Annotated in this window: 16 protein-coding genes, 1 pseudogene and 1 other annotated feature; of the genes and pseudogenes, 9 read left to right on the forward strand and 8 right to left on the reverse strand. The window is 69.5% G+C overall.

The features are described from left to right. Positions 1 to 204: 204 nt before the first annotated feature. Complete coding sequence (locus tag AC07NG_RS15430; protein WP_494594937.1) at positions 205 to 1,425, reverse strand: acyl-CoA dehydrogenase family protein; 1,221 nt, start codon at positions 1,423 to 1,425, stop codon at positions 205 to 207. A gap of 11 nt (positions 1,426 to 1,436) precedes the next feature. Continuing rightward, the gene (locus tag AC07NG_RS15435) at positions 1,437 to 2,570 is read right to left on the reverse strand and encodes an acyl-CoA dehydrogenase family protein (RefSeq protein WP_494594939.1); all 1,134 of its coding nucleotides are present in this window, start codon (positions 2,568 to 2,570) and stop codon (positions 1,437 to 1,439) included. 160 nt (positions 2,571 to 2,730) lie between these two features. Between AC07NG_RS15435 and AC07NG_RS15440 the strand changes: the two genes are divergently transcribed. Next, positions 2,731 to 3,285, forward strand: coding sequence for a hypothetical protein (locus AC07NG_RS15440; RefSeq protein WP_494594940.1), 555 nt, complete (start codon positions 2,731 to 2,733; stop codon positions 3,283 to 3,285). A 170-nt stretch (positions 3,286 to 3,455) separates the two neighbouring features. On the opposite strand, the gene AC07NG_RS15445 is transcribed toward AC07NG_RS15440, so the two are convergent. Further along, complete coding sequence (locus tag AC07NG_RS15445; RefSeq protein WP_494594942.1) at positions 3,456 to 4,109, reverse strand: OmpW/AlkL family protein; 654 nt, start codon at positions 4,107 to 4,109, stop codon at positions 3,456 to 3,458. A gap of 103 nt (positions 4,110 to 4,212) precedes the next feature. After that, complete coding sequence (locus tag AC07NG_RS15450) at positions 4,213 to 5,142, reverse strand: CPBP family glutamic-type intramembrane protease (RefSeq protein ID WP_492856993.1); 930 nt, start codon at positions 5,140 to 5,142, stop codon at positions 4,213 to 4,215. A 101-nt stretch (positions 5,143 to 5,243) separates the two neighbouring features. Between AC07NG_RS15450 and pepN the strand changes: the two genes are divergently transcribed. From pepN to AC07NG_RS15485, 7 genes are all read left to right on the forward strand, one after another. Next, positions 5,244 to 7,835 (forward strand): aminopeptidase N, encoded by a 2,592-nt coding sequence (gene pepN, locus AC07NG_RS15455; protein WP_494594943.1) that lies wholly within the window; start codon positions 5,244 to 5,246, stop codon positions 7,833 to 7,835. A gap of 410 nt (positions 7,836 to 8,245) precedes the next feature. After that, entirely contained in the window at positions 8,246 to 10,714 is a 2,469-nt protein-coding gene (pleC, locus tag AC07NG_RS15460; RefSeq protein WP_494594945.1) for a cell cycle histidine kinase PleC, read from the forward strand. Positions 10,715 to 10,807: 93 nt separating this feature from the next. Then, on the forward strand, positions 10,808 to 11,413 hold the full coding sequence (locus AC07NG_RS15465; protein WP_494594947.1) for a hypothetical protein: 606 nt from the start codon (positions 10,808 to 10,810) through the stop codon (positions 11,411 to 11,413). 188 nt (positions 11,414 to 11,601) lie between these two features. Further along, positions 11,602 to 11,979 (forward strand): VOC family protein, encoded by a 378-nt coding sequence (locus tag AC07NG_RS15470; protein ID WP_494594949.1) that lies wholly within the window; start codon positions 11,602 to 11,604, stop codon positions 11,977 to 11,979. Between the two features lie 77 nt (positions 11,980 to 12,056). Beyond that, positions 12,057 to 13,193, forward strand: coding sequence for a helix-turn-helix domain-containing protein (locus tag AC07NG_RS15475; protein ID WP_494594951.1), 1,137 nt, complete (start codon positions 12,057 to 12,059; stop codon positions 13,191 to 13,193). A 132-nt stretch (positions 13,194 to 13,325) separates the two neighbouring features. Next, on the forward strand, positions 13,326 to 14,111 hold the full coding sequence (locus AC07NG_RS15480) for a MipA/OmpV family protein (protein ID WP_494594952.1): 786 nt from the start codon (positions 13,326 to 13,328) through the stop codon (positions 14,109 to 14,111). A gap of 11 nt (positions 14,112 to 14,122) precedes the next feature. Beyond that, on the forward strand, positions 14,123 to 14,914 hold the full coding sequence (locus AC07NG_RS15485) for a CPBP family glutamic-type intramembrane protease (RefSeq protein WP_494594953.1): 792 nt from the start codon (positions 14,123 to 14,125) through the stop codon (positions 14,912 to 14,914). Here AC07NG_RS15485 and AC07NG_RS15490 read toward each other — a convergent pair. Continuing rightward, positions 14,898 to 16,370: a SulP family inorganic anion transporter gene (locus tag AC07NG_RS15490; protein WP_494594955.1), complete on the reverse strand. Its 1,473-nt coding sequence runs from the start codon at positions 16,368 to 16,370 to the stop codon at positions 14,898 to 14,900. The genes AC07NG_RS15485 and AC07NG_RS15490 overlap by 17 nt on opposite strands. A 20-nt stretch (positions 16,371 to 16,390) precedes the next feature. Then, positions 16,391 to 16,444: a sequence feature (sul1 is cis-regulatory element that is thought to sense ions involved in sulfur or methionine metabolism; They are found in Alphaproteobacteria), on the reverse strand. Between the two features lie 159 nt (positions 16,445 to 16,603). Here AC07NG_RS15490 and AC07NG_RS15495 point away from each other — a divergent pair. Beyond that, positions 16,604 to 19,378: pseudogene (locus AC07NG_RS15495) on the forward strand (M14 family metallopeptidase); the annotation flags it as partial. Positions 19,379 to 19,650: 272 nt separating this feature from the next. On the opposite strand, the gene AC07NG_RS15500 reads toward AC07NG_RS15495, so the two are convergent. The 3 genes from AC07NG_RS15500 to ppc all read right to left on the reverse strand — a co-directional run bounded on the left by AC07NG_RS15500 (position 19,651) and on the right by ppc (position 24,595). Continuing rightward, the gene (locus AC07NG_RS15500; protein ID WP_494594957.1) at positions 19,651 to 20,757 is read right to left on the reverse strand and encodes a PfkB family carbohydrate kinase; all 1,107 of its coding nucleotides are present in this window, start codon (positions 20,755 to 20,757) and stop codon (positions 19,651 to 19,653) included. Beyond that, on the reverse strand, positions 20,757 to 21,431 hold the full coding sequence (locus AC07NG_RS15505) for a bifunctional 4-hydroxy-2-oxoglutarate aldolase/2-dehydro-3-deoxy-phosphogluconate aldolase (RefSeq protein ID WP_058348668.1): 675 nt from the start codon (positions 21,429 to 21,431) through the stop codon (positions 20,757 to 20,759). The genes AC07NG_RS15500 and AC07NG_RS15505 overlap by 1 nt, the downstream gene beginning before the upstream one ends. A gap of 437 nt (positions 21,432 to 21,868) precedes the next feature. Further along, positions 21,869 to 24,595, reverse strand: a complete 2,727-nt coding sequence (ppc, locus tag AC07NG_RS15510) for a phosphoenolpyruvate carboxylase (RefSeq protein WP_494594959.1) — start codon at positions 24,593 to 24,595, stop codon at positions 21,869 to 21,871. Between the last annotated feature and the right edge of the window lie 105 nt (positions 24,596 to 24,700).

The raw sequence follows: 24,700 nt of genomic DNA on the forward strand, positions 1-24,700 counted from the left end.
GGTGGGAGGGTGAGAGGTTTCACCGCTGGCCGGCGAACCTCGGGTTTTCCACGAGATGGTTGCGAGGGAGGGAACAGGCGATCTCGACGGGGCGGCGGCGACCGTCCGACCGTGTTTCGATCGGCTGGCTTTGTTACCTCTCACCCTCCCACGCCTTCGGCGCGGGCCCCTCCCTCTCTCAAAGAGAGAGGGATTGTCGGCCCCTCACCTGCCCGTCGGCATGTCCTTGAACGCCACGTCCTTGTCGACGCGGACGTCGCCAGGCAGGCCCAGGACGCGTTCGGCGATGATGTTCTTGAGGATCTCGTCGGTGCCGCCGGCGATGCGCAGGCCGGGGGCCCACATCAGGCTTTGCTGGAAGGCCGCGCCGGCGGCGGCTTCGGGGCCGGTGAGAACGCCGTACTCGCCCTGCATCTCGACGGCGGTGTTGGCCAAATCCTGCAGCTGGTTGGCCGAGATGATCTTGCCGATCGAGCTTTCCGGTCCCGGGGTCTGGCCGCGCGACAGGGCGGTCATGGTGCGGAAGCGGGTGAACTTCAGCCCCTGGGAGGCCACGAACCAGTCGGCCAGCTTCTCGCGGAAGGCGTCGTTCTTGAGCGCGGGACCATCCTCGCCCGGCAGGGCGCGGGCCAGTTCCAGCACCTCGCGATAGTTGGGACCGGCCGAGCCGCCGACGGCCAGGCGCTCGTTCATCAGGGTGACGAGCGCGACCTGCCAGCCCTGCCCGACCTCGCCCAGGCGCTGGCTGTCCTTGACGCGAAGGTCGCTGAAATAGACCTCGTTGAAGTCGCGCCCGCCCGACATCTGGTGGATCGGCCGGCACTCGACGGCGGCGTCGCGCATGTCGATCCAGAACATGGTCAGGCCCTTGTGCTTAGGCACGTCGGGGTCCGTCCGTGTAAGGAGAATGCCGAAGTCGCTGTAGTGGGCGCCGGTGGTCCAGACCTTCTGGCCGTTGATCACCCACTCGTCGCCGTCACGCACAGCGCGCGTGCGCAGGGCCGCGACGTCGGAACCGCCGGCCGGTTCGGAGAACAGCTGGCACCAGATCTCCTCGCCCTTCACGGCCGGCGAGACGAAGCGCTTCTTGGTGTCGGTGTCGGAGAAGGCCATGACCGTGGGCACGCACATGCCCAGGCCGATGGTGAAGTAGCCGTAGGCGACGCCGGCCTTGCCCTCCTCCTGGCCGAAGATCACCGACTCGATCGGCGTGCCCCCGCCCCCGCCGACCACGGCGGGCCAGGTGATGCAGGCGTAGCCGGCCGCGGCCTTGCGAGCCTGCCAGGCCTTGGCGGCGGCCATGTGCTCGGGGGTGTTGGGCTTGGGTTCGCCGTGCTGCGCCTTGTGGGCGGCGGCGGCCTCTTCCAGCCAGGCGCGGGCCTTGTCGCGATAGGCGGCTTCGGAGGGGGAGTCGTTGAAGTCCATGATCGCTCTCCTTAAGCCGCGTTCTTCTTCTCGAGCTCGCTCACCAGCCGCTCCTTCCAGAGCCGGGGCGAGCCGGCCACGAGGGAAAGCTGCCGCGAGCGGCGGTAGTAGAGGTGGCAGTCGACCTCCCAGGTGAAGCCCATGCCGCCGTGCACCTGGACGCTCTCCTTGCTGGCGAACCAGAAGGCTTCGGAGGCGGCGATGCGGGCGGCGGCGGCGGCCGTGGGCAGTTCGGGGGCCCCATTTTCTTTGAGGGTGGAGGCGTTGAGGGCCCAGGCGCCGTAATAGGCGTTGGAGCGGGCGACCTCGTTCTTGACATACATGTCGGCCAGCTTGTGCTTGATCGCCTGGTAGCCGGCGATCACCCGGCCGAAGGCGTAGCGGCCCAGGGCGTAGTCCTTGGCCATCTCCAGGCAGCGGTCGGCGCCGCCCAGCTGTTCGAAGGCCAGCAGCACGGCGGCGCGGTCGAGGATGGCCTGGACGAGGTCGAAGCCCTCGCCCGCCGCGCCCAGCCGCTCGGCGGCTGCGCCGTCGAAGGTCAGGCGGGCGACGCCGCGGGTGGGATCCAGGCTCTCCAGCGTCTCGCGCTTCACCCCGGCGCCGGTCAGGTCGACCAGGAAGAGGCCCGGCTTGCCGCCTTCGGACGCCAGGACGATGGCCGTGTGGGCGATGTCGCCGTCGGTGACGGGGATCTTCACGCCGGTGAGCTTGCCGCTCTCGACCTTGCTCGACAGCGCCGAAGGGGTGAGCACGCCGGGGCCTTCGCTGACGGCCAGGCAGCCGATCAGCTCGCCGGAAGCGATACGCGGCAGGATGGCGGCCTTCTGGGCGTCGGAGCCGTGGGCCATCACGGCCTCAGCCAGGACGTAGACGGTGGAGGCGAAGGGGATCGGGGCGACGGCGCGGCCCAGCTCCTCGGCGATGGCGCAGAGCTCGACGCGGCCCAGGCCCAGGCCGCCGTGCGCCTCGGGAATGGCGGCGCCCAGCCAGCCCTGCTCGGCGACGGCGGCCCAGAGGGCCTGGTCATGGCTGCGGGCCGGATCGTCCAGCACCCCGCGCACCACCGCGGGCGGACAGCGGCCGCTCAGGAACTTGCGGGCCTCGTCCTTGAGGAACTTCTGGTCGTCGGAATAGTCGAAATCCACGGCCGTTTCTCTCCCTTGGCCGTTCTATCGACGGCCGTTGGAAACGACGATGACCGAGCTTGCGCCCCCTGGAAAGATTGACCCGGCGTCAAGAATTTCAGGTTCTTATGCGACCCGAGTATTCGCAGCCCCCAGTTCCTAGCCGAAGTTCCGGAGTCCCATGGCCAAGACCGTCTACCAGCGGAACCAGAAGGTTTGGGTCGAGAGCGTCGGCGCCTGGGCGACGATCGAGAAGATCGTGCCCATCTGGGCCAAGGGCTTCGACGAGCCCGTGCGGGTGACCTACGACGTCGGCCTGGGCCGCGAATTCCTGGCCCACGAGCTGAAGCCCGAGGACAAGATGGACCCGCAGGAAGGCGGCGTCCTGTCGAACTGGCGGGTGCTGCGGGCCCGCAACAAGTGGCAGCAGGAGGGCGACTGCCTGCACCACCCCTTCCCCGGCACCTATCCGGTGGTGGTCACCGATCCCAACGACTGGGGCGGCTGGCGCACGCCGGGGGCCGAGTACGACCGCGACCCGCGCAAGATCGAGTTCCAGGCCAAGCTGATCGCCACCGCCCCGCGCCTGCACGCCCTGGCCCGCGAGATCGTGACCCTGGTCGGCGACCACCCCGAGGACGCGCCCCCCGCCCTGCTGGCCCTGGCCCAGAAGGCCGCGGCCATCGAGCGGGAGCTGCACGAGACGCCGTCGGCGGGCGGGACGGTTGAGGGCTGAGGCCCCCTATCCTCCCGTCATTCCCGCCCTTGTGGCGGGAAACCCTGGTTCCGCTGACACGTGAGGCGCAAGCGGCGTGCTGAGCACGCCGCCACTACTGCCTTTGCGGCTGACAGAGGGTTTCCCGCCACAAGGGCGGGAATGACGGGAGTTTTGAGATTGTCCGGGGTCTAGAACCGCCGCCCGATCCCCACCGACACCACCGTCGGATCCAGGTTGACCTTGGACTTCAGCGCGCCGCCGTTGATCTTGGCGTCGGTCTCGAACCACACCTTCTTGACGTCGAGATTGACGACGTACGGCCCCTTCACGGCGATGTCGGCGCCGACCTGCAGGGCGTAGCCGAAGCCGTCGTCGAGATCGACGGTGAAGCCGTTGCGGTCCTTGCCGCTGTAGAACAGCATGTAGTTCAGCCCCGCGCCGACATAGGGATTGAACCGAGCCTTGGGCGCGAAGTGGTACTGGGCCGAGACCACCGGCGGCAGCACCCAGGTCTTGTGCACGACGACGTCGGTTCCCGGCCCCACGGCCTTGATCGTGTGCTGGGTGGTGCCGGCGATCACCTCGACGGCCAGCTTGTCGGTGATGAAGTAGGAGACGCCCAGGGTCGGCTTGACGTCGTCCTTGACGTCGGCCTTCAGGCCGGTGGCCGCGCCGGCCGAGGTGACGATCGGGTCGCCCGCGTCGGGCAGCACGCCGGTGGCGCGCAGGTTGACCTGCCAGGTCCCCTTGGCGGCGGGCGTGAAGGCCTCCTGGGCTTGAGCGGCGCCGGTCGCGGCGGCGAGCGTCAGGCCAGCCAGCAGGGCGAGGCGGAGGGCGGTCATGGTCTTATCCCCTTGGAGTGCGACGCGTCGAGGCGTCGCCAGGGGTGATGCGCCCGCCCGCTGGGCCGCACATTGATCCGCCTCAAGCTTGTTGGGATCCGCCTCAAGCCCGCGAGAAGGCGCCCTCCTTCCAGGCGCGCCAGGCCAGCCAGCCGACGACCAGCGCGCCGCCGACCAGCAGCGGGACCGAGCTTTCGGGTCCGCTCGACCCGCGCAACCAGGAGACCAGCGCGCCGCGCTCGGGCTCGGAGATGAAGGCGGCCGTGCCGTCGTAGCCGCCTTCCAGCGCATAGCCGCCGGTCACCAGATGGACGAGCGCGCCCCAGGCTCCGGCCAGGCCCATGCCAAGCCATAGACGCTGATTGCGCAGATAGGCCAGGGCCAGGATCGCCCCGCCGAGCAGCGCGCCCAGGCGCTGGGCGAGCAGCAGCGGACCGTCCGAGGCGGGGTAGAAGCAGGCGACCAGCACGGCGGCGAGAACGACGGCCGGGATCGGGCCGAGGGCCTTGGCCAAGAGCCGGGTCAGCACGCCCTGGACGACGACGGCCATCACCACGCCGCCGGCGATGCCGGTGACGAGACGGTCCGGAATGGCCCAGCGCCAGTCCACCAGCGACGGCGGCCCCCACGTCACCGCGCCGATCAACGTCAGCACGGCCATCAGCAGGGCGAAGGCGGCGGCGGCCAGACCGGCCCCGCGCGCGGCTTCGCGCCAGGCACCGTTCGGCGCCAGTTCGGTGCGGTCGCGCTTCTCGACCAGCCGCACCAGCACCGAATAGGTGCTCAAGACCGTGAACGCCCCGCACAGCAGGGCGATCGGCGCCTGCTTCAGCAGCACCTCGTCGACCTGGGTCAGCGACTCTTCGGGCCGCATCACCCCGTAGAGGTAGAGGCCGATCATGCCCAGGCCGAAGGCCACGATCGCGCCGGCGACGGTGACGATCAAGGCCAGGGCCAGCGCCCAGGCGACGGTCGCGGCGCGACGTCCCGGCGAAAGGCCGGGCGCAGGTTCCGAATTGGCGATCTCTGACACGTGAAAACACCCCCGATTGAGTCGCCAACCTAGCCGATAAATCGACAAACCGCGCAACCGGCGGCCTCGCCCCGGCCCCGACGGGCGACTACATTGGCCGCATGCGCACCGAAACGCCCCAGCCGATCCGGCTCTCCGACTATCGTCCGTTCCCGTTCGAGATCGAGACGACGCACCTGTCCTTCCAGCTGGAGCTGTCGGCCACGCGCGTGACCGCGACGCTGCAGGTGCGCCGCACGGGCGCTGCCGGCGAGCCGCTGTCGCTGAACGGCGAGCGCCTGGCGCTGAAGGCGATCGCCATCGACGGCCAGGCCCTGAGCGCCAACCAGTACGAGCTGGACGACGAGCGCCTGACCATCGCCGACGTCCCCGACGCCTTCGAACTGGTGACCGAGGTCGAGATCGATCCGTCGGCCAACAAGGCGCTGATGGGCCTCTACATGTCGGGCGGCCGGTTCTGCACCCAGTGCGAGGCCGAGGGCTTCCGCACCATCACCTTCTTCCCCGACCGGCCGGACGTGCTGAGCCGCTACACCGTGCGGATCGAGGCCGACGCTTCGTTCGAGCACCTGCTGAGCAACGGCAACCTGATGGAGGCCGGCCAGCTGAAGAACGGCCGCCACTTCGCCGTCTGGAACGACCCCTTCCCCAAGCCCGCCTACCTGTTCGCCCTGGTCGCCGGCCGGCTGGACGTGCTGGAGGACGACTTCGTCACCATGAGCGGCCGCACCGTGGCGCTGAAGGTGTTCGTCGATCCCGGCCAGGCCTCGCGCGCCGCCTATGCCTTGGACGCCCTCAAGCGCTCGATGAAGTGGGACGAAGAAGCGTTCGGCCGCGAATACGATCTGGACCTCTTCATGATCGTGGCCGTGCGCGACTTCAACTTCGGGGCCATGGAGAACAAGGGGCTGAACATCTTCAACTCCTCGCTCCTGCTGGCCGAGCCGGAGACGGCGACCGACTTCGACTACGAGCGCATCGAGAGCGTCGTCGCCCACGAATATTTCCACAACTGGACCGGCAACCGCATCACCTGCCGCGACTGGTTCCAGCTGTGCCTGAAGGAAGGCCTGACGGTCTTCCGCGACCAGAGCTTCAGCGCCGACATGCGCGGCGCGGCCGTGCAGCGGATCAAGGACGTAAAGGCCCTGCGCGCGCGCCAGTTCGCCGAGGACGCCGGTCCGCTGGCCCACGCCGTGCGGCCGTCGAGCTATCTGAAGATCGACAACTTCTACACCGCGACCATCTACGAGAAGGGCGCGGAGATCATCCGCATGCTGAAGACCATCCTGGGCGCCGACGCGTTCCGGGCCGGCCTGGACCTCTATTTCGAGCGCCACGACGGCGAGGCGACGACGGTCGAGGCCTTCATCGCCTGCTTCGCCGAGGCTTCGGGCCGTGACCTGTCGTCGTTCTTCTCCTGGTACGAACAGGCCGGCACGCCGTCGGTGTCGCTGACCCACGCCTATGACGCGGCCGCCAAGGCGCTGTCGATCACCCTGAGCCAGAAGACCGCGCCCACCAGCGGCCAGCCGGTCAAGAAGGCCCTGCCGATCCCGGTGACCATCGGCCTGCTCTCGCAGACCGGCGCGCCGCTGCGCGACAGCGAGGTGGTGCTGCTGGAGGGCGAGAGCCTGACGGTGCGCTGGGAGGGCGTGGAAGAGGCACCGGTGATCTCGGCCCTGCGCGGCTTCTCGGCCCCGGTGACCCTGACCACCGACGCGCGGCCGGCCGACGCTTATGTGCTGTTCGCCGCCGATCCGGATCTCTTCAACCGCTGGGAAGCTGGCCAGGGCCTGGCCCGTGGGCTGATCCTGGCCCGCGCGGCGGGCGCTCCCGACGAGGTCGGCGAGGAGCGCTACGCCCAGGCCCTGGGCCAGGCGCTGGACGACGCCGCCGCCGATCCGGCCTTCAAGGCCCTGCTACTGGCCCTGCCGAGCGAAGGCGATCTGGCCCTGGCCGTCGATCCGGCCGATCCGGGCGCGATCCACGCCGCTCGCGACGCCTTGCGCGCCCGCATCGCCGTGCACCTGGGCGAGCAACTGGCCCGCATCCACGGCGCCATGCAGAGCGACGGCGAGTTCTCGCCCGACGCCGCCTCGGCCGGCCGCCGGGCCCTGCGCAACGCCTGCGTCGACCTGCTGGCCGCCGACCCGCACGCCGACAACGTCCAGCGTATCGTCGGCCATTTCGAGGCCGCCGCGGCCCTGACCGACGCCATGGGCGGCCTGTCGGCCCTGCTGGCCTTGGGCGGCGAGCCCTGCGAGAAGGCGCTTTCGGCCTTCCACGCCAAGTGGCGGCACGAGCCGCTGGTGCTGGACAAGTGGTTCTCGGTGCAGGCCCGCGATCCGTCGGAGGGGGCGCTTGCACGCGTGCTGGCCCTGACCGAGCACGAGGACTTCGACGCCGGCAATCCCAACCGCTTCCGCGCCCTGGTGCAGGGCTTCGCCAGCGCCAACCCGGCGCGGTTCCACGACCCCAGCGGCGCGGGCTACCGCTTCCTGGCCGACCAGATCCTGATCGTGGACAGCTTCAACCCGATGACGGCGGCCCGCCTGGTCGAGCCCCTGGGCGGCTGGCGGCGCTATGTCCCCGCGCTAGGCGACCTGATGCGGCGGGAGCTTGAGCGCGTGAAGGCCGCGCCGGGCCTGTCGAAGAACGTGCTGGAGCTGGCGGGGCGAGCGCTGGATTGACCACGAGATCCCTCTCCCCTTGCGGGAGAGGGTGGCCTCCCGGAGAGAGGTCGGGTGAGGGGTCGATAGCCCTGTCCGCTGCGAAAGGCGGATCGGCTGGATGCGGCGGTCAGGGTTTGAGAGACCCCTCATCCGTCGGCCTTCGGCCGCCACCTTCTCCCGCAAGGGGAGAAGGAAGCCCTCTGGCGCGAGCCTGGGGTGATTCTTCCGCGCAACGGTTGCGACCAAAGCGCTCAGCCCCCAGGGAATCGGGCCTCGCCAGGGTGACGCCGACCGAACGGGTACGGTAGATTCACCATAGTCGGCGAACTGACTCGCCGGGGGTGTGGGAGCTTTAAGCGTTGCGGATTGGCGGGGCGAAACCCGGGAGGACGGCGAAGGCCGGACTTTCGGCTGCGGGCGCGGCTCGCATGCGCGCCGCCCGGTCGTCGCAGGCCTATGTCCGCGTCGTGATCCTGGCCGCACTGCTGCTGCTGGCCGTCTACACCGCCCTCGGCGTCGTCAAGCTCCAGAAGGAAGCCGCCGCCCCGCCCGGCGGCGCGGCCCTGGCCGCCCAGGCCCAGATCCTGTCGGGCAAGGTCGAGACCAATCTCGCGGCCCAGCGCGCCGGCCTGTCGGCGGCGGGCGACCTGCTCGAACGCGACCCGACCTCGGCCATGGACGCGGCCGAGACCGCCCTGCGCGCCGCCGGCGGCGAGGCCATGGCCGTCGCCGTGGCCACCACCGGCGAAGTCATGGCCGTGGCCGGCCGCGATCCTTCGGCCGACTGGCGCGAAGCGGCTCGCGCCGCCGCCGCCTCGGGCCGCAGCGCCTGGATCGGCGGCGTCGGCCGCAGCGGCCGCCTCTATGTGGCCATGGCCGCCCAGACCTCGGCCGGCCGCGGCTACGTCATCGCCGCCGGCGATCCCTCGCGCCTGCTGGGCGAGCCGGACAAGACCCGGTCCAACGCCCTCTTCCTGCCGGACGGCGGCCTGCTGGTCGGCGTCGGCCGCGCGGTGCAGGGCGCCGCCAGCCTCGACCAGGCCTACGCCCTGTCGGTGGAGGACCTGCAAGGCGGGGCCGCCGCCCTGACCGGCCGGGGCGTCGACGGCTCGGGCCTGGACGTGGCCTTCGAGCCCCTGGCCCAGGGCGCCCTGATCGCCGCCGTCAGCGCCCCCAGCCACACCGTCGCCAATGTCGACCGCCGCCTGATGGAAGGCGCGCTGACCCTGCTGATCCCGCTGGCCGCCGGCATCGCCCTGGCCTTGATCCTGATGCTGCAGAGCCGCCGCGCCGAGGCCGCCCAGCGCGAGTTCATCGACAGCGAGCAGCGCTTCCGCCTGGCCGTCGAGGCCGCCCGCTGCGGCATCTGGGAATGGGACCTGCGCTCGGACGAGGTCTACATGTCCGACGTCACCGGCGCGATGTTCGGCTGGGGCGGCGGCGGCGTCGCGCCCGGCGAGGACCTGGTCGAGCGGATTTCGTCGGACCACCGCGACCGCGTGCGCCAGGCCCTGGCCAACGCCGCCCAGTTCGGCGCCTTCGACGTCTCGTTCCGCATCCCCGCCCGCGAGCACGGCGGCCGCTCGATCTGGGTGGACGCCCGCGGCCAGGGCTTCGGCAAGCCCGGCGAGGACGGCTATTCGCGGATCATCGGCGTGGCGCTGGACGTCACCGAGGAGCGCCTGGCCCAGGCCCGCGCCCAGGCCGCCGAGAACCGCCTGCGCGACGCCATCGAGAGCGTGTCGGAGGCCTTCGTGCTCTGGGACCGCCAGGGCCGCCTGCTGATGTGCAACAGGAACTACCGCAGCGTCTTCTCGCTGGAGCCGCGGATCCTCAAGCCGGGTGCCGCCCGCGCCGAGGTCAACCGCTTCGCGGCCCTGGCCATCAAGCAGGAGATCCCCGACCCGACCGGCGCCAAGGGCGTGCGCGAGGCCGAGATGAACGACGGCCGCTGGATCCAGATCAGCGAGCGGCGCACGGCCGAGGGCGGCCTCGTAATGACCGCCGCCGACATCACCGCCATCAAGACCCAGGAAGAGGCCCGTCGCCGCAACGAGGAGCAGCTCCAGAACGCCGTCGCCGGCCTGGAGCGCAGCCAGGAGCAGCTGGCCGAGCTCGCCCGCAAGTACGAGATGGAGAAGGTCAAGGCCGAGGGCGCCAACAAGGCCAAGAGCGAGTTCCTGGCCAACATGTCCCACGAGCTGCGCACGCCGCTGAACGCCATCAACGGCTTCTCCGAGATCATGATGAACGAGATGTTCGGCCCGCTCGGCGACCAGCGCTACAAGGGCTACAGCCTCGACATCCACAATTCCGGTCAGCACCTGCTGGCCCTGATCAACGACATCCTCGACATGTCGAAGATCGAGGCCGGCAAGATGAACCTGAAGTTCGAGCCGCTGCACCTGGAAGACGTGACCGAGGACGCCGTGCGCCTGGTGCGCAATCGCGCCGAGGCCGCCGGGCTGAAGCTGGAGGTCGACTTCCCGCCCCTGCCCGAGATCGAGGCCGACTACCGCGCGGTCAAGCAGGTGCTGCTGAACCTGCTGAGCAACGCCATCAAGTTCACCCCGCGCCAGGGCCGCGTCACTGTGCGCGCCGAGATCCGCCGCGATCCGCTGGGCGAGCGGGTGAAGGTGTCGGTCACCGACACCGGCATCGGCATCGCCGCCGAGGACCTGGCCCGCCTGGCGCGTCCGTTCGAGCAGGTGGAAAGCCAGCACTCCAAGACCACGCAGGGCACGGGCCTGGGTCTCGCCTTGACCAAGTCGCTGGTCGAGATGCACGACGGCGCCCTGGAGATGGTCTCCAACCCGGGCGAAGGCACCACGGTCAGCTTCATCCTGCCGGTCAGCCAGAGCAGCCCGATGCAGATGCGCGACTACGCGGTGGCGTAGAGACGTGCCGCCGACAAAAATCACCCGACAAGCTTGACCGGTCGCGGCAACAGCTAAACTCTCACTTGCAGTAGCAGGAGAGACTTCTTCAAAATGGTGCGTTTTCCCTATGCGTGCGGGCTCGCCTGCGGACTGGCGCTTCTGGCGCTTTCGACGGCCGCGGCCGCGGCCGAGCCCGACAAGACGCAGGCTCTCCAGGACGTTGTCGTTTGGCAGGGCCAGCCGTTCGTGCCGAACCAAGGCACAACTTACATCGGCGAGTTGCGGCTGAAGCCCGGCGCGCAGATCTTCACCAACGGCTTCCCGGTGAAGCTGGTAATCGAGCTCTTGATCATCGAAGACACGGCCCAGCTAATATCCCCTGGCCCCTCAGAGGCGACAATGGGAGAGAGCGCTGGCCTAGTCGAGTTGGTGGTCCAGAACGTGGAGGGCAAGGGCCTCTCGATCCTCAACGCCGGAGTGGCGGGCGCGCCAGGCTCCAATGCACCGCCACGCGACCCATCCGCCTGCGCCGCCGACGCCGCCGCCTCGGCCGGCAACCCTGGCGGCCCGGGACAAAACGGCGGCGACGCGGCCAATGTCTCCATAGTCACCTCCTCGCAGTCGGCCTGGGCGGCCTTCTCGGTGCTCACCGACACGAACGCCGCCGGGCAGCCTCAAAACTGCGGCGGCCAGATCTGCGGGGTCTCGGAGGCCTAGGCGGCGCGGGCGGCGCGGGTGTTCCCGTCAAGCCCGCATGCGACAGCAAAGCCCTCGGACCGGACGGACCCCCAGGCGCGACGGGGTCGACGGGCCGCAATGGGAAGGTCTCCTTCAATTGGTCCGTCGCCATGCCCGAGCGTTCGCGGCAGGATTCGCTGACAGCTTCCCGCAGGGAGTGAAAGGCCATGCCCGCCATTTCCGGAACGCCCGTCGCCTTCGTCCACGTCAGCGACCGTCAGCGCGCGCTCGACTTCTATGTCGAGAAGCTGGGCCTGGCGGTGCATAGCTCCGATCCGTTCGGCGACTTTCTGGGAGCGGGCGACGCGCTGATCCGCCTGACCGCCCTGCCCGACTTCAAGGCCGGCGCGCACCCCGTGTTCGGCTGGAACGTCGAGGACATCGAGGCCGCCGTGCGGACCCTGGCCGGCCGGGGCGTGGTCTTCACGATCTACGAGGGCTTCGGCCAGGACGCCCTGGGCATATGGACCGCCCCCGGCGGCGCGGCCAAGGTCGCCTGGTTCGCCGATCCCGACGGCAACGTGCTGAGCCTGTCGCAGGCTTGAGGCGACGCACGTTCCGCGACACTCTCCGCGCCGTTTCGCGCGTAGGGCTTCCCGCGCGGTTTCGGGGAAATGACTGAATGAGCGGCGCCCTGGTGCTGATCCTGTCGTCGGCCGCCGCCGCCATCGGCCTGTTCGCGGCGACGCAGCTGGTGCTGCGGCCCGGCTGGCGGAAGGCTCCCGCGACGGCGCTGGCGGTGTTCCTGCTGCTGAGCGCGCTATCGGGCGTCGACCTGATCCTAGATCGCGGCGGCGTCTATGCCGCAGCGCCGTGGGCCACCGGCCTGCTGTGGTCGACCTCGCTGTTCCTGGGGCCGGCGATCCTGGCCTATGTGGTGGCCATGACCGGGGATCCGGAGGCGGGGTGGAGCCCGGTGCGGATCGCGCGGCTCTGCTGGCCGGCGGGGATCGCCCTGCTGCTGGCCCTGCCGTTCTTCGCCCTGCCGATCCCCACGCGGATCGCCATCTACACCGGCGTGGGCGCCGAAACCGACGCCTGGGCCGGCCCGCTGCAGCTGGCCTTCGTGGCGCTGTTCCTGGCGACGACCCTGGGCTACCTGGCCGCCGCCTTCCGGGTGATGGGACGGCACGTGCGGCGGGTGCGCGACCTCTTCTCCAACATCGAGAACCGCACCCTGAGCTGGCTGCGGGTGCTGCTGCTGGTGATGCTGGCGGCCTGGATCTGGGGGGCGGTGAAGTCGGGCCTGGCGCTGAACGTCGCCCACGCCGATTGGCTGGACGTCGCGGGCGCGGCGGTGGAGCTGGCCTGGACCGCGGCCATCGGCCTCTTTGGCCTGTCGCAGCAGCCGATCTTCACGCCCCAGACCGAAACGCCCAAGGCCCTGCCGCCGGCCGAGAAATACGCCCGCTCGGCGCTGCCCCAGACCCGCCAGGTCGAGATCGCCGCGCGGCTGGACCGGGCGATGGCGGCTGACGCCCTGCATCGCGATCCGCTGCTGTCGCTGAGCGCCCTGGCCACCCGCATCGGCGTCTCGCCCAACCACCTGTCGCAGGTGCTGAACGAGCATCTGGGCCAGAGCTTCTTCGACTATGTGAACCGCTGGCGGGTCGATGAGGCCGTGGAGCGGATCCGCACCACCGACGAAGCCATTCTCTCGATCGCCTACGAGGTGGGGTTCAACTCGCGCTCGACCTTCAACGCCGCTGTGAAAAAGCACGCCGGCCGGCCGCCCAGCGCCTTCCGCCCCGCCGCCTGACGCGCCCCTCCAGCAATGTCCGGTCCGGCAGGATCGGAAGCCCGCCCCCTTCGAGCCTACCCGTCCGGACGACGCCCGACGGCGCCTGCTCCAGCCTCGTGACTGTCACCTCCCCCTTCGAGAGAAACAGTCATGATCCTCCGCCTGAAGGGCGCCGCCCTGGCCGCCTGCACCCTGGCGCTCCACCCGTTCGCCGCCCATGCGCAGACCGAAGAGCCCGACCATCTGCTGCTGCTCGGGGCCGGCGTCTACGCGACGACCAATCCTTACGAGTCCGCCCGTAAGAAGACCGAGACCGGCGTCCTGCCGCTGTTCTTCTACCAGAACCGCTACCTGACCGCCGACCTGTCGGGCCTGGCGGTGAAGGCCTACGAGACCAAGCATTTCAAGCTGGAGGGGCGCATCAGCCCGCGCTTCCAGCTGGTCGATCCGAAGGACACCCGCGACTTCGCCTTCCTGGAGCGCGACACCGGCGTCGATGTCGGCGCGCGGTTCAGCGGCATGGCCGGCCCCGCGACCCTGAGCCTGGAGCTGCTGGCCGACGCCACGGGCGAGACCGAGGGCCAGGAGATCAATCTCAACCTGACCCTGGCGGCCCAGCCCACCGAACGGCTGTCGCTGGAGGCCGTGGCCGGCCTGTCGTGGAAGGACGAGAAGCTGGCCACCTGGCTCTATGGCCTGCGCGAGAACGAGGTCGCCGCTGGCCGGGCCTATGAGTTCGGGCGCACCGCCCGGGCGCCGTCGGGCGGAGTGGTCGTGCCCTCGCTGGGGGTCCAGGCCCGCTACCAGCTGACCGAGCGGCTCTATGTGATCGCCGCCGCCGAGGTCGAGGTGTTCGACGACGACATCAAGGACAGCCCCCTGATGGACAAGGGCCAGACGGCCGCCGGCTTCGTCAGCCTCGTTCGCCGGTTCTAGGCGTGCGCCCGGTGCACGCCTCGCGCATTTCGGTCGTACCCAGCGGGCTGACCCTGGCCTGGGAGACCTTGCTGATCCTGCTGATCTGGGGGGCCGCCGTCGCGCCGATGGCGGTGCTGGCCTGGGTCGTCGCGCCCCGGCTGATGACGCCCGGCGATCCGCTGCCGGGGCTAGTGTTCTGGCGCATGGTGGTGGTCGGCATGGCCTGGCAGAGCGTGCTGGCCCTGGTCGTTCTGAGGCTGGAGGGCGTGCCCTTCACCCTGCCCGCCCTGCGTCGGCGGCTGTGGCTGAAGGCGCCGACCTGGCGGTCCAGCGGCCGGCCGTTCGCCTCGGCCTTCCTGCTGGTTCCGCTGTTCGTGGGCCTGGGCTTCCTGGGCGACGAGGCGATCGGGGCGCTGTTCCAGGCCACGCCCCTGGGACACCGGCTGGCCGAGGCGACGCCAGCCTTCGCCCAGATCGAGCACCTTATCACGCCCGACGCCAGGGGCCGCTGGGACATCCTGGCCCTGGCCCTGGTCTCCAGCCTGTTCAACTATGCCCTGGGTGAAGCCCTGCTGTTCCACGGCGTGCTGCTGCCGCGCATGGAGCGGGCCTGGGGGCGCTGGGCGTGGCTGGGCAACGGCCTGCTGTTCGCCGGCTATCACGTGCACAAGATCTGGATCATGCCCGGCCTGGTGATCAGCTGCCTCTGCTACAGCCTGCCGGCCCAGGCCTTCCGCTCCAACTGGCTGGCCGTTGTGATCCACGGTGTGGAAGGCGTGGTGCTGATCGCCGCCGTGCTGATCGTCATACTGCAGCCGTGAGCGCGCCGTCGGGCGCGCCGAGCCTGGACACCAGCGCCGTCCCCGCCGGATCGAGGCCGACGACGGACACCACCGCGCCCTGGCGGCGATAGCGCGACACCACCTTGTCGAGCACGCCGACGGCGGTCAGGTCCCACAGGCGCACGCCGGCCATGTCGATCTCGACCCGCTCGGGATGGCCATGGAACTCGAAGCTGGCGGCGAACAGCTCGGCCGAGACGAAGAACAGCTGGCCCTCGACGACATAGCGGCGGACCGTCTCGGTGCTGTCCGCCCGCTCCTTCACCGCGATCATCTTGCCCACCTTGCGGGCGAAGAACAGCACGCTGAGCAGCACGCCCAGGACCACGCCCTTGGCCAGGTCGCGGGTCGCCAGCACCGTCACGGTCGTGGCCAGCATGACGATCGTCGACTGCACCGGCGTCGAGCGCAGCTTGCGCACCGAACTCCAGTCGAAGGTCGTGAACGAGACCATGATCATCACCGCCACCAGGGCGGCCATCGGGATCCTGGCCACCCAGTCGCGCAGCACCAGGATCAGGATCAGCAGGAAGAGGCCCGCCCAGAAGGTCGACAGGCGCGAGCGGCCGCCGGACTTCACATTGATGATCGACTGGCCGATCAGGGCGCAGCCGGCCATGCCGCCCAGCAGCGGCGAGACGAGGTTTGCGATACCCTGGCCGCGTGTCTCGCGGTCCTTGTCCGACGGGCTGTCGGTGAGGTCGTCGAGCAGGTTGGCGGTCAGCAGGCTCTCCAGCAGGCCCACGAAGGCCAGGGTCAGCGACACCGGCGCGATGATCCTCAGGGTCTCGAGCGTCAGCGGCACGGCCGGCAGGTGGAACCGCGGAAGGGCCGTGGGCAGCTGGCCCATGTCGCCCACGGTGCGCACCGGCAGGTTCAGGGCGATCGCCACGGCGCTGAGCGCCAGGATCGCCACCAGCGACGACGGGACCGCCTTTGTCAGGCGCGGGAAAAGATAGATGATCGCCAGGCCCGCTCCCACCAGGGCGAAGGTCTGCCAGTTGCCGCCGATCAGCTGGGGCGTTTGCGCCATGAAGATCAGGATCGCCAGCGAATTGACGAAGCCGCTCATCACCGAGCGCGAGACGAACTTCACGTAGCGGCCCAGGCGCAGGGTCCCGATGACGATCTGGATGGCGCCGGTCAGCAGGCTGGCGGCGAACAGGTATTCGATGCCGTGCTCGCGCACGAGGCCGCCCATCAGCAGCGACATGGCCCCGGTGGCGGCCGAGATCATCGCCGGACGGCCGCCGACGAAGGCGATGGTCATGGCGATGACGAAGGAGGCGTAGAGGGTCACGGCCGGGTCGACGCCGGCGATGAACGCGAAGGCCAGGGCCTCGGGGATCAGGGCCAGGGCGACGACCGTACCGGCCAGCAGGTCGCGACCAGGATTGGCGAGCCATTGCTGGCGCGTCTTGGCGAGGAAGCTCATGGAGATCTGTCTTGGGTGCGGGTTTCCCGAGGGATCGGCGCCCGGGGTAGCCATCCGGCGAGGCCGGATCCGTTGTGCGGCCTGCTGATGCCGCATCCGGCGGCGCGGGGCAAGCCTGACCGCCGCGAACCATTTTTTGCGTCCCGACTGGCTCCACGTGCGGTTTCATGCTCCGCCTGCGTCAAGCTAAGGGGGCCAGCGAAACAAGCGCCCCGCTTTGGTGGATGGGGAGTGCGATGACGCGACACGTAGCGATGGCCGGGGCCGCCCTGGCGCTGGTGATGACATTTGGCGGCCAAGCCGCCTATTCCGCAGAGATCACCCCGCCCGCCCAGGCCTTCGCCCAGGATCCCGGCAGCGACTACTTCCTGGCCGACTACACCGCCTACGAGGCCTATCTCAAGACCCTGGCCGGCCAGTCGGACCGCATGAAGCTGGTCGACATCGGCAAGTCGGAAGAAGGCCGCACCCAGTGGGTCGCGATCGTCTCCTCGCCGGCCAACCTGGCCAAGCTGGACGAATACAAGGAAGCCGCCCGCAAGCTGGCACGCGGCGAGGTCACCCGCGAGGAGGCCGAGAAGCTGGCCGCCACCGGCAAGGCCGTGGTCTGGATCGACGCGGGCATGCACGCCACCGAGACGGTGACCTCGCAAGGCCAGATCCAGGTGCTCTACCGGATGCTGACCAAGACCGATCCGGAGACGATGCGCATCCTCGACGACGTCATCGTGCTGTTCGGCCACGACAATCCGGACGGCATGGAGCTGGTCTCGGACTGGTACATGCGCAACGCCGATCCGCAGAAGCGCGAGTTCAACTCGATCCCGCGCCTGTACCAGAAGTACGTCGGCCACGATAACAACCGCGACAGCTTCATGTCGCAGATGTCCGAGACCACCAACGTCAACAAGGTGCTGTTCCGCGACTGGTATCCGCAGATCATCTACAACCAGCACCAGCCGGCCCCGAACGGCATGGTGGTGTTCGTCCCGCCGTTCCGCGACCCCTTCAACTACAACTACGACCCGCTGGTCATGACCTCGCTGCAGGAGGTGGGCATGGCCATGCACAGCCGCCTGGTGGCCGAGGACAAGCCGGGCTCGGGCGCCCGCAGCGCCGCCCCCTACTCGACCTGGCACAACGGCATGGAACGCTCCATCGCCTACTTCCACAACGCCGTGGGCCTGCTGACCGAGATCACCGGCGGTCCGACGCCGATGCCGCTGAACCTGGTGCCCGAGGTGCAGCTGCCCAACGGCGACCGCCCCATGCCCGCCCCGCCGCAGACCTGGCACCTGGCCCAGACGGTCGAGTACCAGTGGAGCCTGGACCGGGCGGTGATGGACTACGCCTCGCGCAACCGCGAGCGGATGCTGTTCAACATCTGGAAGATGGCCAGCAACTCGATCGCCAAGGGTTCGAAGGACAGCTGGACGATCACCCCGACCGAGATCGACGACCTGAAGGAAGCCGGCGCCAAGGTGAAGTTCGAGGGCAAGGTCACCGGCTCGGCCACCTCGGCCGCCGTCGATCCGTCGCTCTACAAGACCATCCTGCAGGCTCCGGAGAAGCGTGATCCGCGCGGCTACATCCTGACCGCCGACCAGGCCGACAAGCCGACGGTGGTCGCCTTCCTCAACGCCCTGATCAAGGCCGGCGTCGACGTCGATGAGGCCACCAAGCCATTCACCGTGGCCGGCAAGACCTATCCGGCCGGCTCCTATGTGGTGAAGACCGCCCAGGCCTATCGCCCGCACGTCCTCGACATGTTCGAGCCGCAGGACCACCCGCACGACGCCGAATATCCGGGCGGCCCGCCCAAGGCGCCCTACGACGTCACCGGCTACACCCTGGCCTACCAGATGGGCGTCAAGTTCGACCGCGTGCTCGACGGCTTCGACGGGCCGTTCCAGCGCGTGCCCGACCTGATCGCCGTCAAGCCGGGCGCGGTGAAGGGTTCGGGCAAGGCCGGCTGGCTGATCGACCACGCCCCCAACAACGCCTTCACCCTGACCAACCGCCTGCTGAAGGCCGGCGCCCAGGTCTCGTGGCTGAAGGACGGCGCCAAGGCCGGCAAGCAGAGCTTCGCGGCCGGGGCCATCTGGGTGTCCTACTCGCCCGCCGCCGCGACCGTGATCGCCGACGGGGTCAAGGAACTGGGGATCGACGCCTGGGCGACGGGGTCCAAGCCCGGCGGCAAGGCCATCGCCCTGAAGCCCGTGCGCATCGGCCTGGTGGACGTCTATGGCGGCTCGATGCCCTCGGGCTGGAACCGCTGGATGTTCGAGAAGTTCGAGGCCCCCTTCCAGGTGGTCTACCCGCAGCGCCTCGACGCCGGGGACCTGGCCAAGGACTTCGACGTGCTGGTGTTCGCCGACGGCGTGGTGCCCGCCCCGGCCGGCGGTCCGTTCCGCGCCGGCCGCGGCTATCCGCAGCCCAAGCCCGAAGAGATCCCGGCCGAGTACCGCCCGTGGCTGGGCACGGTGACCGACGAGACCACCCTGCCGCAGCTCAAGGCCTTCGCCGAGCAAGGCGGCACGGTGATCGCCATCGGCGCCTCCACCCGCCTGGCCACCGCCTTCGGCGCGCCGGTGGACGTGGCCACGGCCAAGAGCGAGGGCGGCAAGCTGGTGGGCCTGTCGACCAAGGAGCTCTACATCCCCGGCTCGGTGCTGCGGGCCAAGGTCGACGTCACCCAGCCCCTGGCCTACGGCATCCCGGCGGACGTGGACATCTTCTACGACCGCTCGCCGACCTTCACCCTGAAGTCGGACGCCAAGGGCGTTGCGCGAGTCTCGTGGTTTGATGGCGACAAGCCCCTGCGCAGCGGCTGGGCCGTCGGCCAGGACAAGCTGAAGGACACCACGGCGATCCTCGACGTCGACGTGGGCAAGGGCAAGCTGTTCGTCATGGGCCCGGAGATCACCCAGCGGGCGCAGTCGTTCGGGACCTTCAAGTTCCTGTTCAACGGGCTGCTGTACGGGCCGGCGGTGAGCGCGGGGAAGTAGTTCCAACCACCGTAACCCCCCCGCGAAAGCGGGGGCGCAGGTGTTTTATCGTCGAGCGCCACGCGTTTCAGAAAAAGCCTGGGTCCCCGCCTTCGCGGGGATTTTACGGAACGAGATATGGAAAAGCCCCGGTCGCAGGACCGGGGCTTTTTAGACCCCCTCAGTCGCTCCGCGACAGCTCCCCCAGTGGGGGAGCATCTACTTGGCGCGGCGCTTCCAGATCCTCCCCCTCTGGGGGAGGTGGCCCGGAGGGCCGGAGGGGGTCTTCGGCGTCAGCGAATAACCCGCGCCCCAGCGCCCTGCACCAGGGCCTCGACCTCCTTCAGTCGCACCATCGAGGTGTCGCCGGGGGTGGTCATGGCCAGGGCCGCGTGGGCCGCGCCGTAGTCGACGGCGGCTTGCGGGCCCAGGTTCTCCATCAGGGCGTAGGCCAAGCCCGAGGCGAAGCCGTCGCCGCCGCCGATGCGGTCGTAGATGGCCAGGCCATCGCGCATCGGGGCCTCGTAGAAGCCGCCGTCGGCCCACAGGATCGCGCCGAAGTCGTTGACGCTGGCCGAGCGCACGGCCCTCAGGGTGGTGGCCAGAACCTTCAGGTTCGGGAAGGCCTTCACCGCCTGCGGGGCCAGGGTCTTGAAGTTGGCCGGATCGGTGGGGGCCAGCCCCTTCACCAGGCCGTCGATCTCCATCCCCAGGCAGACCACGAAGTCATGATCGTTGCCGATCATCACGTCGGTCATGGCGGCGATCTTGCGGTTCAGGGCCTGGGCGGCGTCGAGGCCGCCTCGGTCCTTCCACAGCGAGGCGCGGTAGTTCTGGTCGAACGAGACGATGACGCCGTGCTTCCTGGCGACCTCCAGGGCCTCCAGCACCACCTCGCCGGTGTTGGACGCCAGGGCCGTGAACACGCCGCCGGTGTGGAACCAGCGCACGCCTTCCTCGCCGAACAGCCGCTCCCAGTCGATCTCGCCGGGACGCAGCTGCGAGGCGGCCGAGTTGGCGCGGTCGGAGACCCCCAGGGCCGGACGCACGCCGAAGCCGCGCTCGGTGAAGTTCAGCCCGACCCGGGTGTTGCGGCCCAGGCCGTCGAACGGCCGCCAGACGACGTGGGACATGTCCACGCCGCCCTGGCCGATCAAGTCCTGAACCAGCCAGCCCAGATCGCTGTCCGGCAGGGCCGTGGCGACGGTGGAGCGTTTGCCCCAGCACTTGCTCATGCCGCGGGCGAAGTTGTACTCGCCGCCGCCTTCCCAGACCTGGAACTGGCGGGCGTTGCGCACCCGCCCGTCGCCGGGATCGAGCCTCAGCATCACCTCGCCGAGGGCCGCGCAGTCCCAGCGGGTCTCCGACGCCGGGCGAAGCTTAAGGATCGGATCGCTCATCAGGCCTTGCCGCGCACCTTGGCGATCAGGTCGACCGTCTCGCGCACCTTCTTGGAGATGCCCGCGTAGTCCTTGGCGTCGAGGGCTTCCTGGGTGATCAGCTTGGAGCCCATGCCGGCGGCGACGATGCCCGCGCCGAACCACTTCTTGATCGAGGCCTCGTCGGGATCGACGCCGCCCGTCGGCATGATCTTGGTCCAGGGCATCGGGCCCATCACGGCCTTGATGAAGTCCGGGCCGCCGACCGACGAGCCGGGGAACACCTTGACGATCTCGCAGCCCAGCTCCTGGGCGTAGGAGATCTCGGTCGCCGAGCCGCAGCCGGGGCTGTAGGGGATCATGCGGCGGTTGCAGAGCTTGGCGACGTCGGCGTTGACGATCGGGCTGACCATGAACTTGGCGCCGTTGGCGATGTAGAGGCCGGCGGTCGGCGCATCGACGATCGAGCCGACGCCCATGATCACGCGCGGATCGGCCGAGGCGAAGTGCTTGGTGACTTCGTAAAAGACGTTGGCGGCGAAATCGCCGCGGTTGGTGAACTCGATGCAGGGCGCGCCGCCGTCGGCGCAGGCCTGGATGACGTTCTTACAGATCTCGACGTCCGGGTGGTAGAACACCGGCACCACGCCCTGGGTCTCAAGGGCCTGCAGCACCGCCATACGGTTCTTCAGCATTCGCGTACTCCTCCCGGAAGGGATGGTCTTGCGCGATGCGCCGCTGAGCGCCCCGCGCGTGGAAGATCTGTTCGGCGATCCCTTAGCCCGCGCGCGCGGCTTGCGCCACAGGCCGAGGCTGCCGCCACGTCAATTTCAGCCGCCCTGCCCTGAAGGTCAGAGCGAGACAAAATGAAGGGCGCCGAGCCTAAGCCCGACGCCCTGGAAAAGTTTGCGCAGGAGCGAACTCAAAGAGCCGCAGGACGCCCGGTCGCGCGAGGCGGACCAAAACGTCATGACACCGGTATCAAATCGAGCTCGGCTCGCGTTGTCACCGGTGTCATGAACAGATAAGCGCAGTTTCGGCATTTGAGCAAGCCTGTAGAAAACGCTGGGCGCGAGCGGCTGAGTTTTTTGACGGGCGCGCCGATTTGGTGATCAGCGCGCCCCTTTTCCGGTCAGCCGGTGTTGCGCAGGCCGGCGGCGATGCCGGCCACGGTCAGCTGGATGGCCAGGCGCACGTCCTCGGCCTGCTCGCCGCCGCGACGGCGGGCCAGCAGTTCCAGCTGCAGGTGGTTCAGCGGATCGACCGAGTGGCCGGCCAGGGTCACCGACTCGGCCAGCTCCGGCTGGTTGTCGAGCAGGCTCGAACCGCCGCGGATGGCCAGGGCGATGGTCTGGGCCGCGTCATGCTCGCGTTTGATCGCGTCGAAAATACGCTGGGCGTTGTCCTGGTCGGGCGACAGGGCGACGTAGCGGGCGGCGATGCCCATGTGGCTCTGAGCGAGCGCCAGCTCCATGTTCGACAGCAGCGAGGCGAAGAAGTCGAAGCCGCCGGCCAGGTCCTGCAGCTGGCCGGTCGACAGGCCCGCCCGCTCGACGCCCGAGGCGAAGCCGTACCAGCCCGGCAGCATGAAGCGGGCCTGCGACCAGGAAAACACCCACGGAATGGCCCGCAGATCCTCGATCTTGCGGCTGGCGGTGCGGCTGGCCGGACGGCTGCCGATGTTGAGGCCGACGATCTCGCCGATCGGGGTGGCCGACCAGAAGAAGTCCTCGAAGGCCGGGTCGTCATAGACGAGCGCGCGGTAGCCCTCGAACGAGGCCTGGGCCAGGGCCGTCATCGCGCCCTCGACCTTGGGGTCGGGACGGTGGGCCGGGCGCTGGCTGGACTGCACCACCGCGGCGGCCAGGCCGTCGAGGTTGCGGCGAGCCGTGGGCTGGTCGCCGAAGCGGCGGGCGATCATCTCGCCCTGCTCGGTCATGCGGATGCGGCCCTGCACGGTGCCGGCCGGCTGGGCCAGCACGGCCTCGGCGGCCGGTCCCCCGCCCCGCCCGACGCTGCCGCCGCGGCCGTGGAACAGCTGGATGCCGACGCCCATGCGGTCGGCCTCGAACGCCAGCGCCGAGGCCCCGCGCGCCACGCCCCGACGGGAGGCGACATAGCCGCCGTCCTTGTTGCTGTCGGAGTAGCCGAGCATGATCTCCTGCACCGGCCGGTCGCCCAGGATGGTGCGGCTGATCGGCAGCTCCAGCCACTGGCGCAGCACGCGCGGACCGTTCTCCAGGTCCTCGATGGTCTCGAACAGCGGGGCGATCTTCAGCGACGAGCGCGGCGCCGCGCCGCCCCAGACCAGGCCGACCTGCTTGAGCAGGACGAGCGGCTCGAGGATGTCCGACAGGGTGGCCGACTTGGAGATGATGTAGGCGCCGATGCAGGCGTGGCCGTAGTCGCGCACGGCCTGGGCCGCCGCCTGCATGGTGGCCAGTTCCTTGGCCGTCTCCTCGCTGTAGGCGGTGAACGGCGAGACCAACGGCCGCTGGTGCGACAGCTCCTCGATCAGCAGGGCCGAGCGGGCTTCCTCGTCGAGGTCGAGATAGCGCACGCCGGTGCCGGCGCGGCGGTAGAGCTCGTCGATCGTGCGTTCGTGGACGTCGGCGTTCTGGCGCAGGTCCAGGCTCATCAGGTGGAAGCCGCAGGCCTTGGCGACGGCCACCAGGGTGCGCAGGGACGAGCCGACCAGGCGCTCGCCGCCGCTGGCCTCCAGCGAGTCGATGATGATCTGCAGGTCGGCGACGAAGGCGTCGGGATGGTCGTAGGGCGCGACGTCGGTACGGCTGGTGGCGTAGGCCACCCACTGGTTGGTCAGCTTTTGCGACACGGCCGTGAGGCGGTCGAAGATCAGCTCCAGGGCCAGGCGGTAGGGCTCGTCCAGGCGATGCACCGACGGATCCTTGGCCTGGGAGGCCAGGTTCAGCAGTTCCTGCGAGACGGGGGTGTAGGCGGTCGAGACGGCGAGGTTCGACCACAGCTTGCGCACCTCGCCGGCGTACCAGTCGAGGATCACCCGCGACTGCGACGACAAAGCCAGCTTCAGGGTCTCGCCGTTGACGCCCGGGTGGCCGTCGCGGTCGCCTCCCAGCCACGAGCCCATCTTCAGCAGCGGCGCGATGTGGCCGTGGCTGCCGATCTTGCCCGACCATTCCTCGTAGAGATCCACCATGGCCGGCAGGATCGAGGTGCGGACGATCGACAGGGCGTTGCGGATCTCGTCCTTCACGGTGATCCGCTCGGGCCGGTAGAGACGCGTGCGCCACATCAGGGCGATCTCGCGGAACAGGCGCTCGCGGATGTCGGCTTCCAGGTCGGCCGGCAGGTGATGGCGACGCAGGGTCATCAGCCGCGAGATCTCGGTCTCGCGGTCGACCATGCTGCGGCGACGCACTTCGGTCGGGTGGGCGGTCAGCACCGGCACCACGTTCATGGCGGCGAACACCTTGGCCAGCTCGGCGTCGGTCTTGCCCTCGGCCTTCAGCGCCGCGACGGCGTCGACCAGAGTGCGGGCGCGCTCGTCGCCCGGCTGGGCGTCGGCCTCGGCGTGGCGGCGGCGACCGGCGACGTCCTCGCCGATATTGGCCAGCAGCGAGTGGCTGGCGAAGGCGCGGGCCAGGAAGATGGCCTGGTCGTTGGAGAGGTCGGCGAACAGGTGGTCGAGGCCGGGCGCCTCGCCGTCGGCGGTCTCGTGCGAGGCGGCCTTGCGGGCCTTGGTCACCAGCTCGCCGGCCTCGTCGCCCTCCAGATAGGCGATGGCCTCGATCAGGAGATCGCCGAGCAGATTGGCGTTCCGCCGGACATCACGGCTGGTGGGTCGGTCTGAGCCGAGGGAGAGGGCCGAGTCGCGCATGCGCATGCTCCATCACCGCCGCGAGAAGGAGCGGCGGATCGTCAGGACTGTAAGAACTGATCTAACGGTTCTCGCGTCCAACCCGGCCCGGACGAACGCTGTGCG

The organism is Caulobacter sp. GW821-FHT10C03, assembly GCF_059415485.1.

What these genes read in the sequence shown, in the direction of transcription:
- AC07NG_RS15480 (WP_494594952.1), top strand. Translation starts at nt 13,326, where the DNA reads ATGATCCTCCGCCTGAAGGGCGCCGCCCTGGCCGCCTGCACCCTGGCG.
- AC07NG_RS15430 (WP_494594937.1), bottom strand. Translation starts at nt 1,425, where the DNA reads ATGGACTTCAACGACTCCCCCTCCGAAGCCGCCTATCGCGACAAGGCC.
- ppc (WP_494594959.1), bottom strand. Translation starts at nt 24,595, where the DNA reads ATGCGCGACTCGGCCCTCTCCCTCGGCTCAGACCGACCCACCAGCCGT.
- AC07NG_RS15490 (WP_494594955.1), bottom strand. Translation starts at nt 16,370, where the DNA reads ATGAGCTTCCTCGCCAAGACGCGCCAGCAATGGCTCGCCAATCCTGGT.
- pepN (WP_494594943.1), top strand. Translation starts at nt 5,244, where the DNA reads ATGCGCACCGAAACGCCCCAGCCGATCCGGCTCTCCGACTATCGTCCG.
- AC07NG_RS15500 (WP_494594957.1), bottom strand. Translation starts at nt 20,757, where the DNA reads ATGAGCGATCCGATCCTTAAGCTTCGCCCGGCGTCGGAGACCCGCTGG.
- AC07NG_RS15505 (WP_058348668.1), bottom strand. Translation starts at nt 21,431, where the DNA reads ATGCTGAAGAACCGTATGGCGGTGCTGCAGGCCCTTGAGACCCAGGGC.
- AC07NG_RS15470 (WP_494594949.1), top strand. Translation starts at nt 11,602, where the DNA reads ATGCCCGCCATTTCCGGAACGCCCGTCGCCTTCGTCCACGTCAGCGAC.
- AC07NG_RS15475 (WP_494594951.1), top strand. Translation starts at nt 12,057, where the DNA reads ATGAGCGGCGCCCTGGTGCTGATCCTGTCGTCGGCCGCCGCCGCCATC.
- AC07NG_RS15445 (WP_494594942.1), bottom strand. Translation starts at nt 4,109, where the DNA reads ATGACCGCCCTCCGCCTCGCCCTGCTGGCTGGCCTGACGCTCGCCGCC.
- pleC (WP_494594945.1), top strand. Translation starts at nt 8,246, where the DNA reads ATGCGCGCCGCCCGGTCGTCGCAGGCCTATGTCCGCGTCGTGATCCTG.
- AC07NG_RS15440 (WP_494594940.1), top strand. Translation starts at nt 2,731, where the DNA reads ATGGCCAAGACCGTCTACCAGCGGAACCAGAAGGTTTGGGTCGAGAGC.
- AC07NG_RS15465 (WP_494594947.1), top strand. Translation starts at nt 10,808, where the DNA reads ATGGTGCGTTTTCCCTATGCGTGCGGGCTCGCCTGCGGACTGGCGCTT.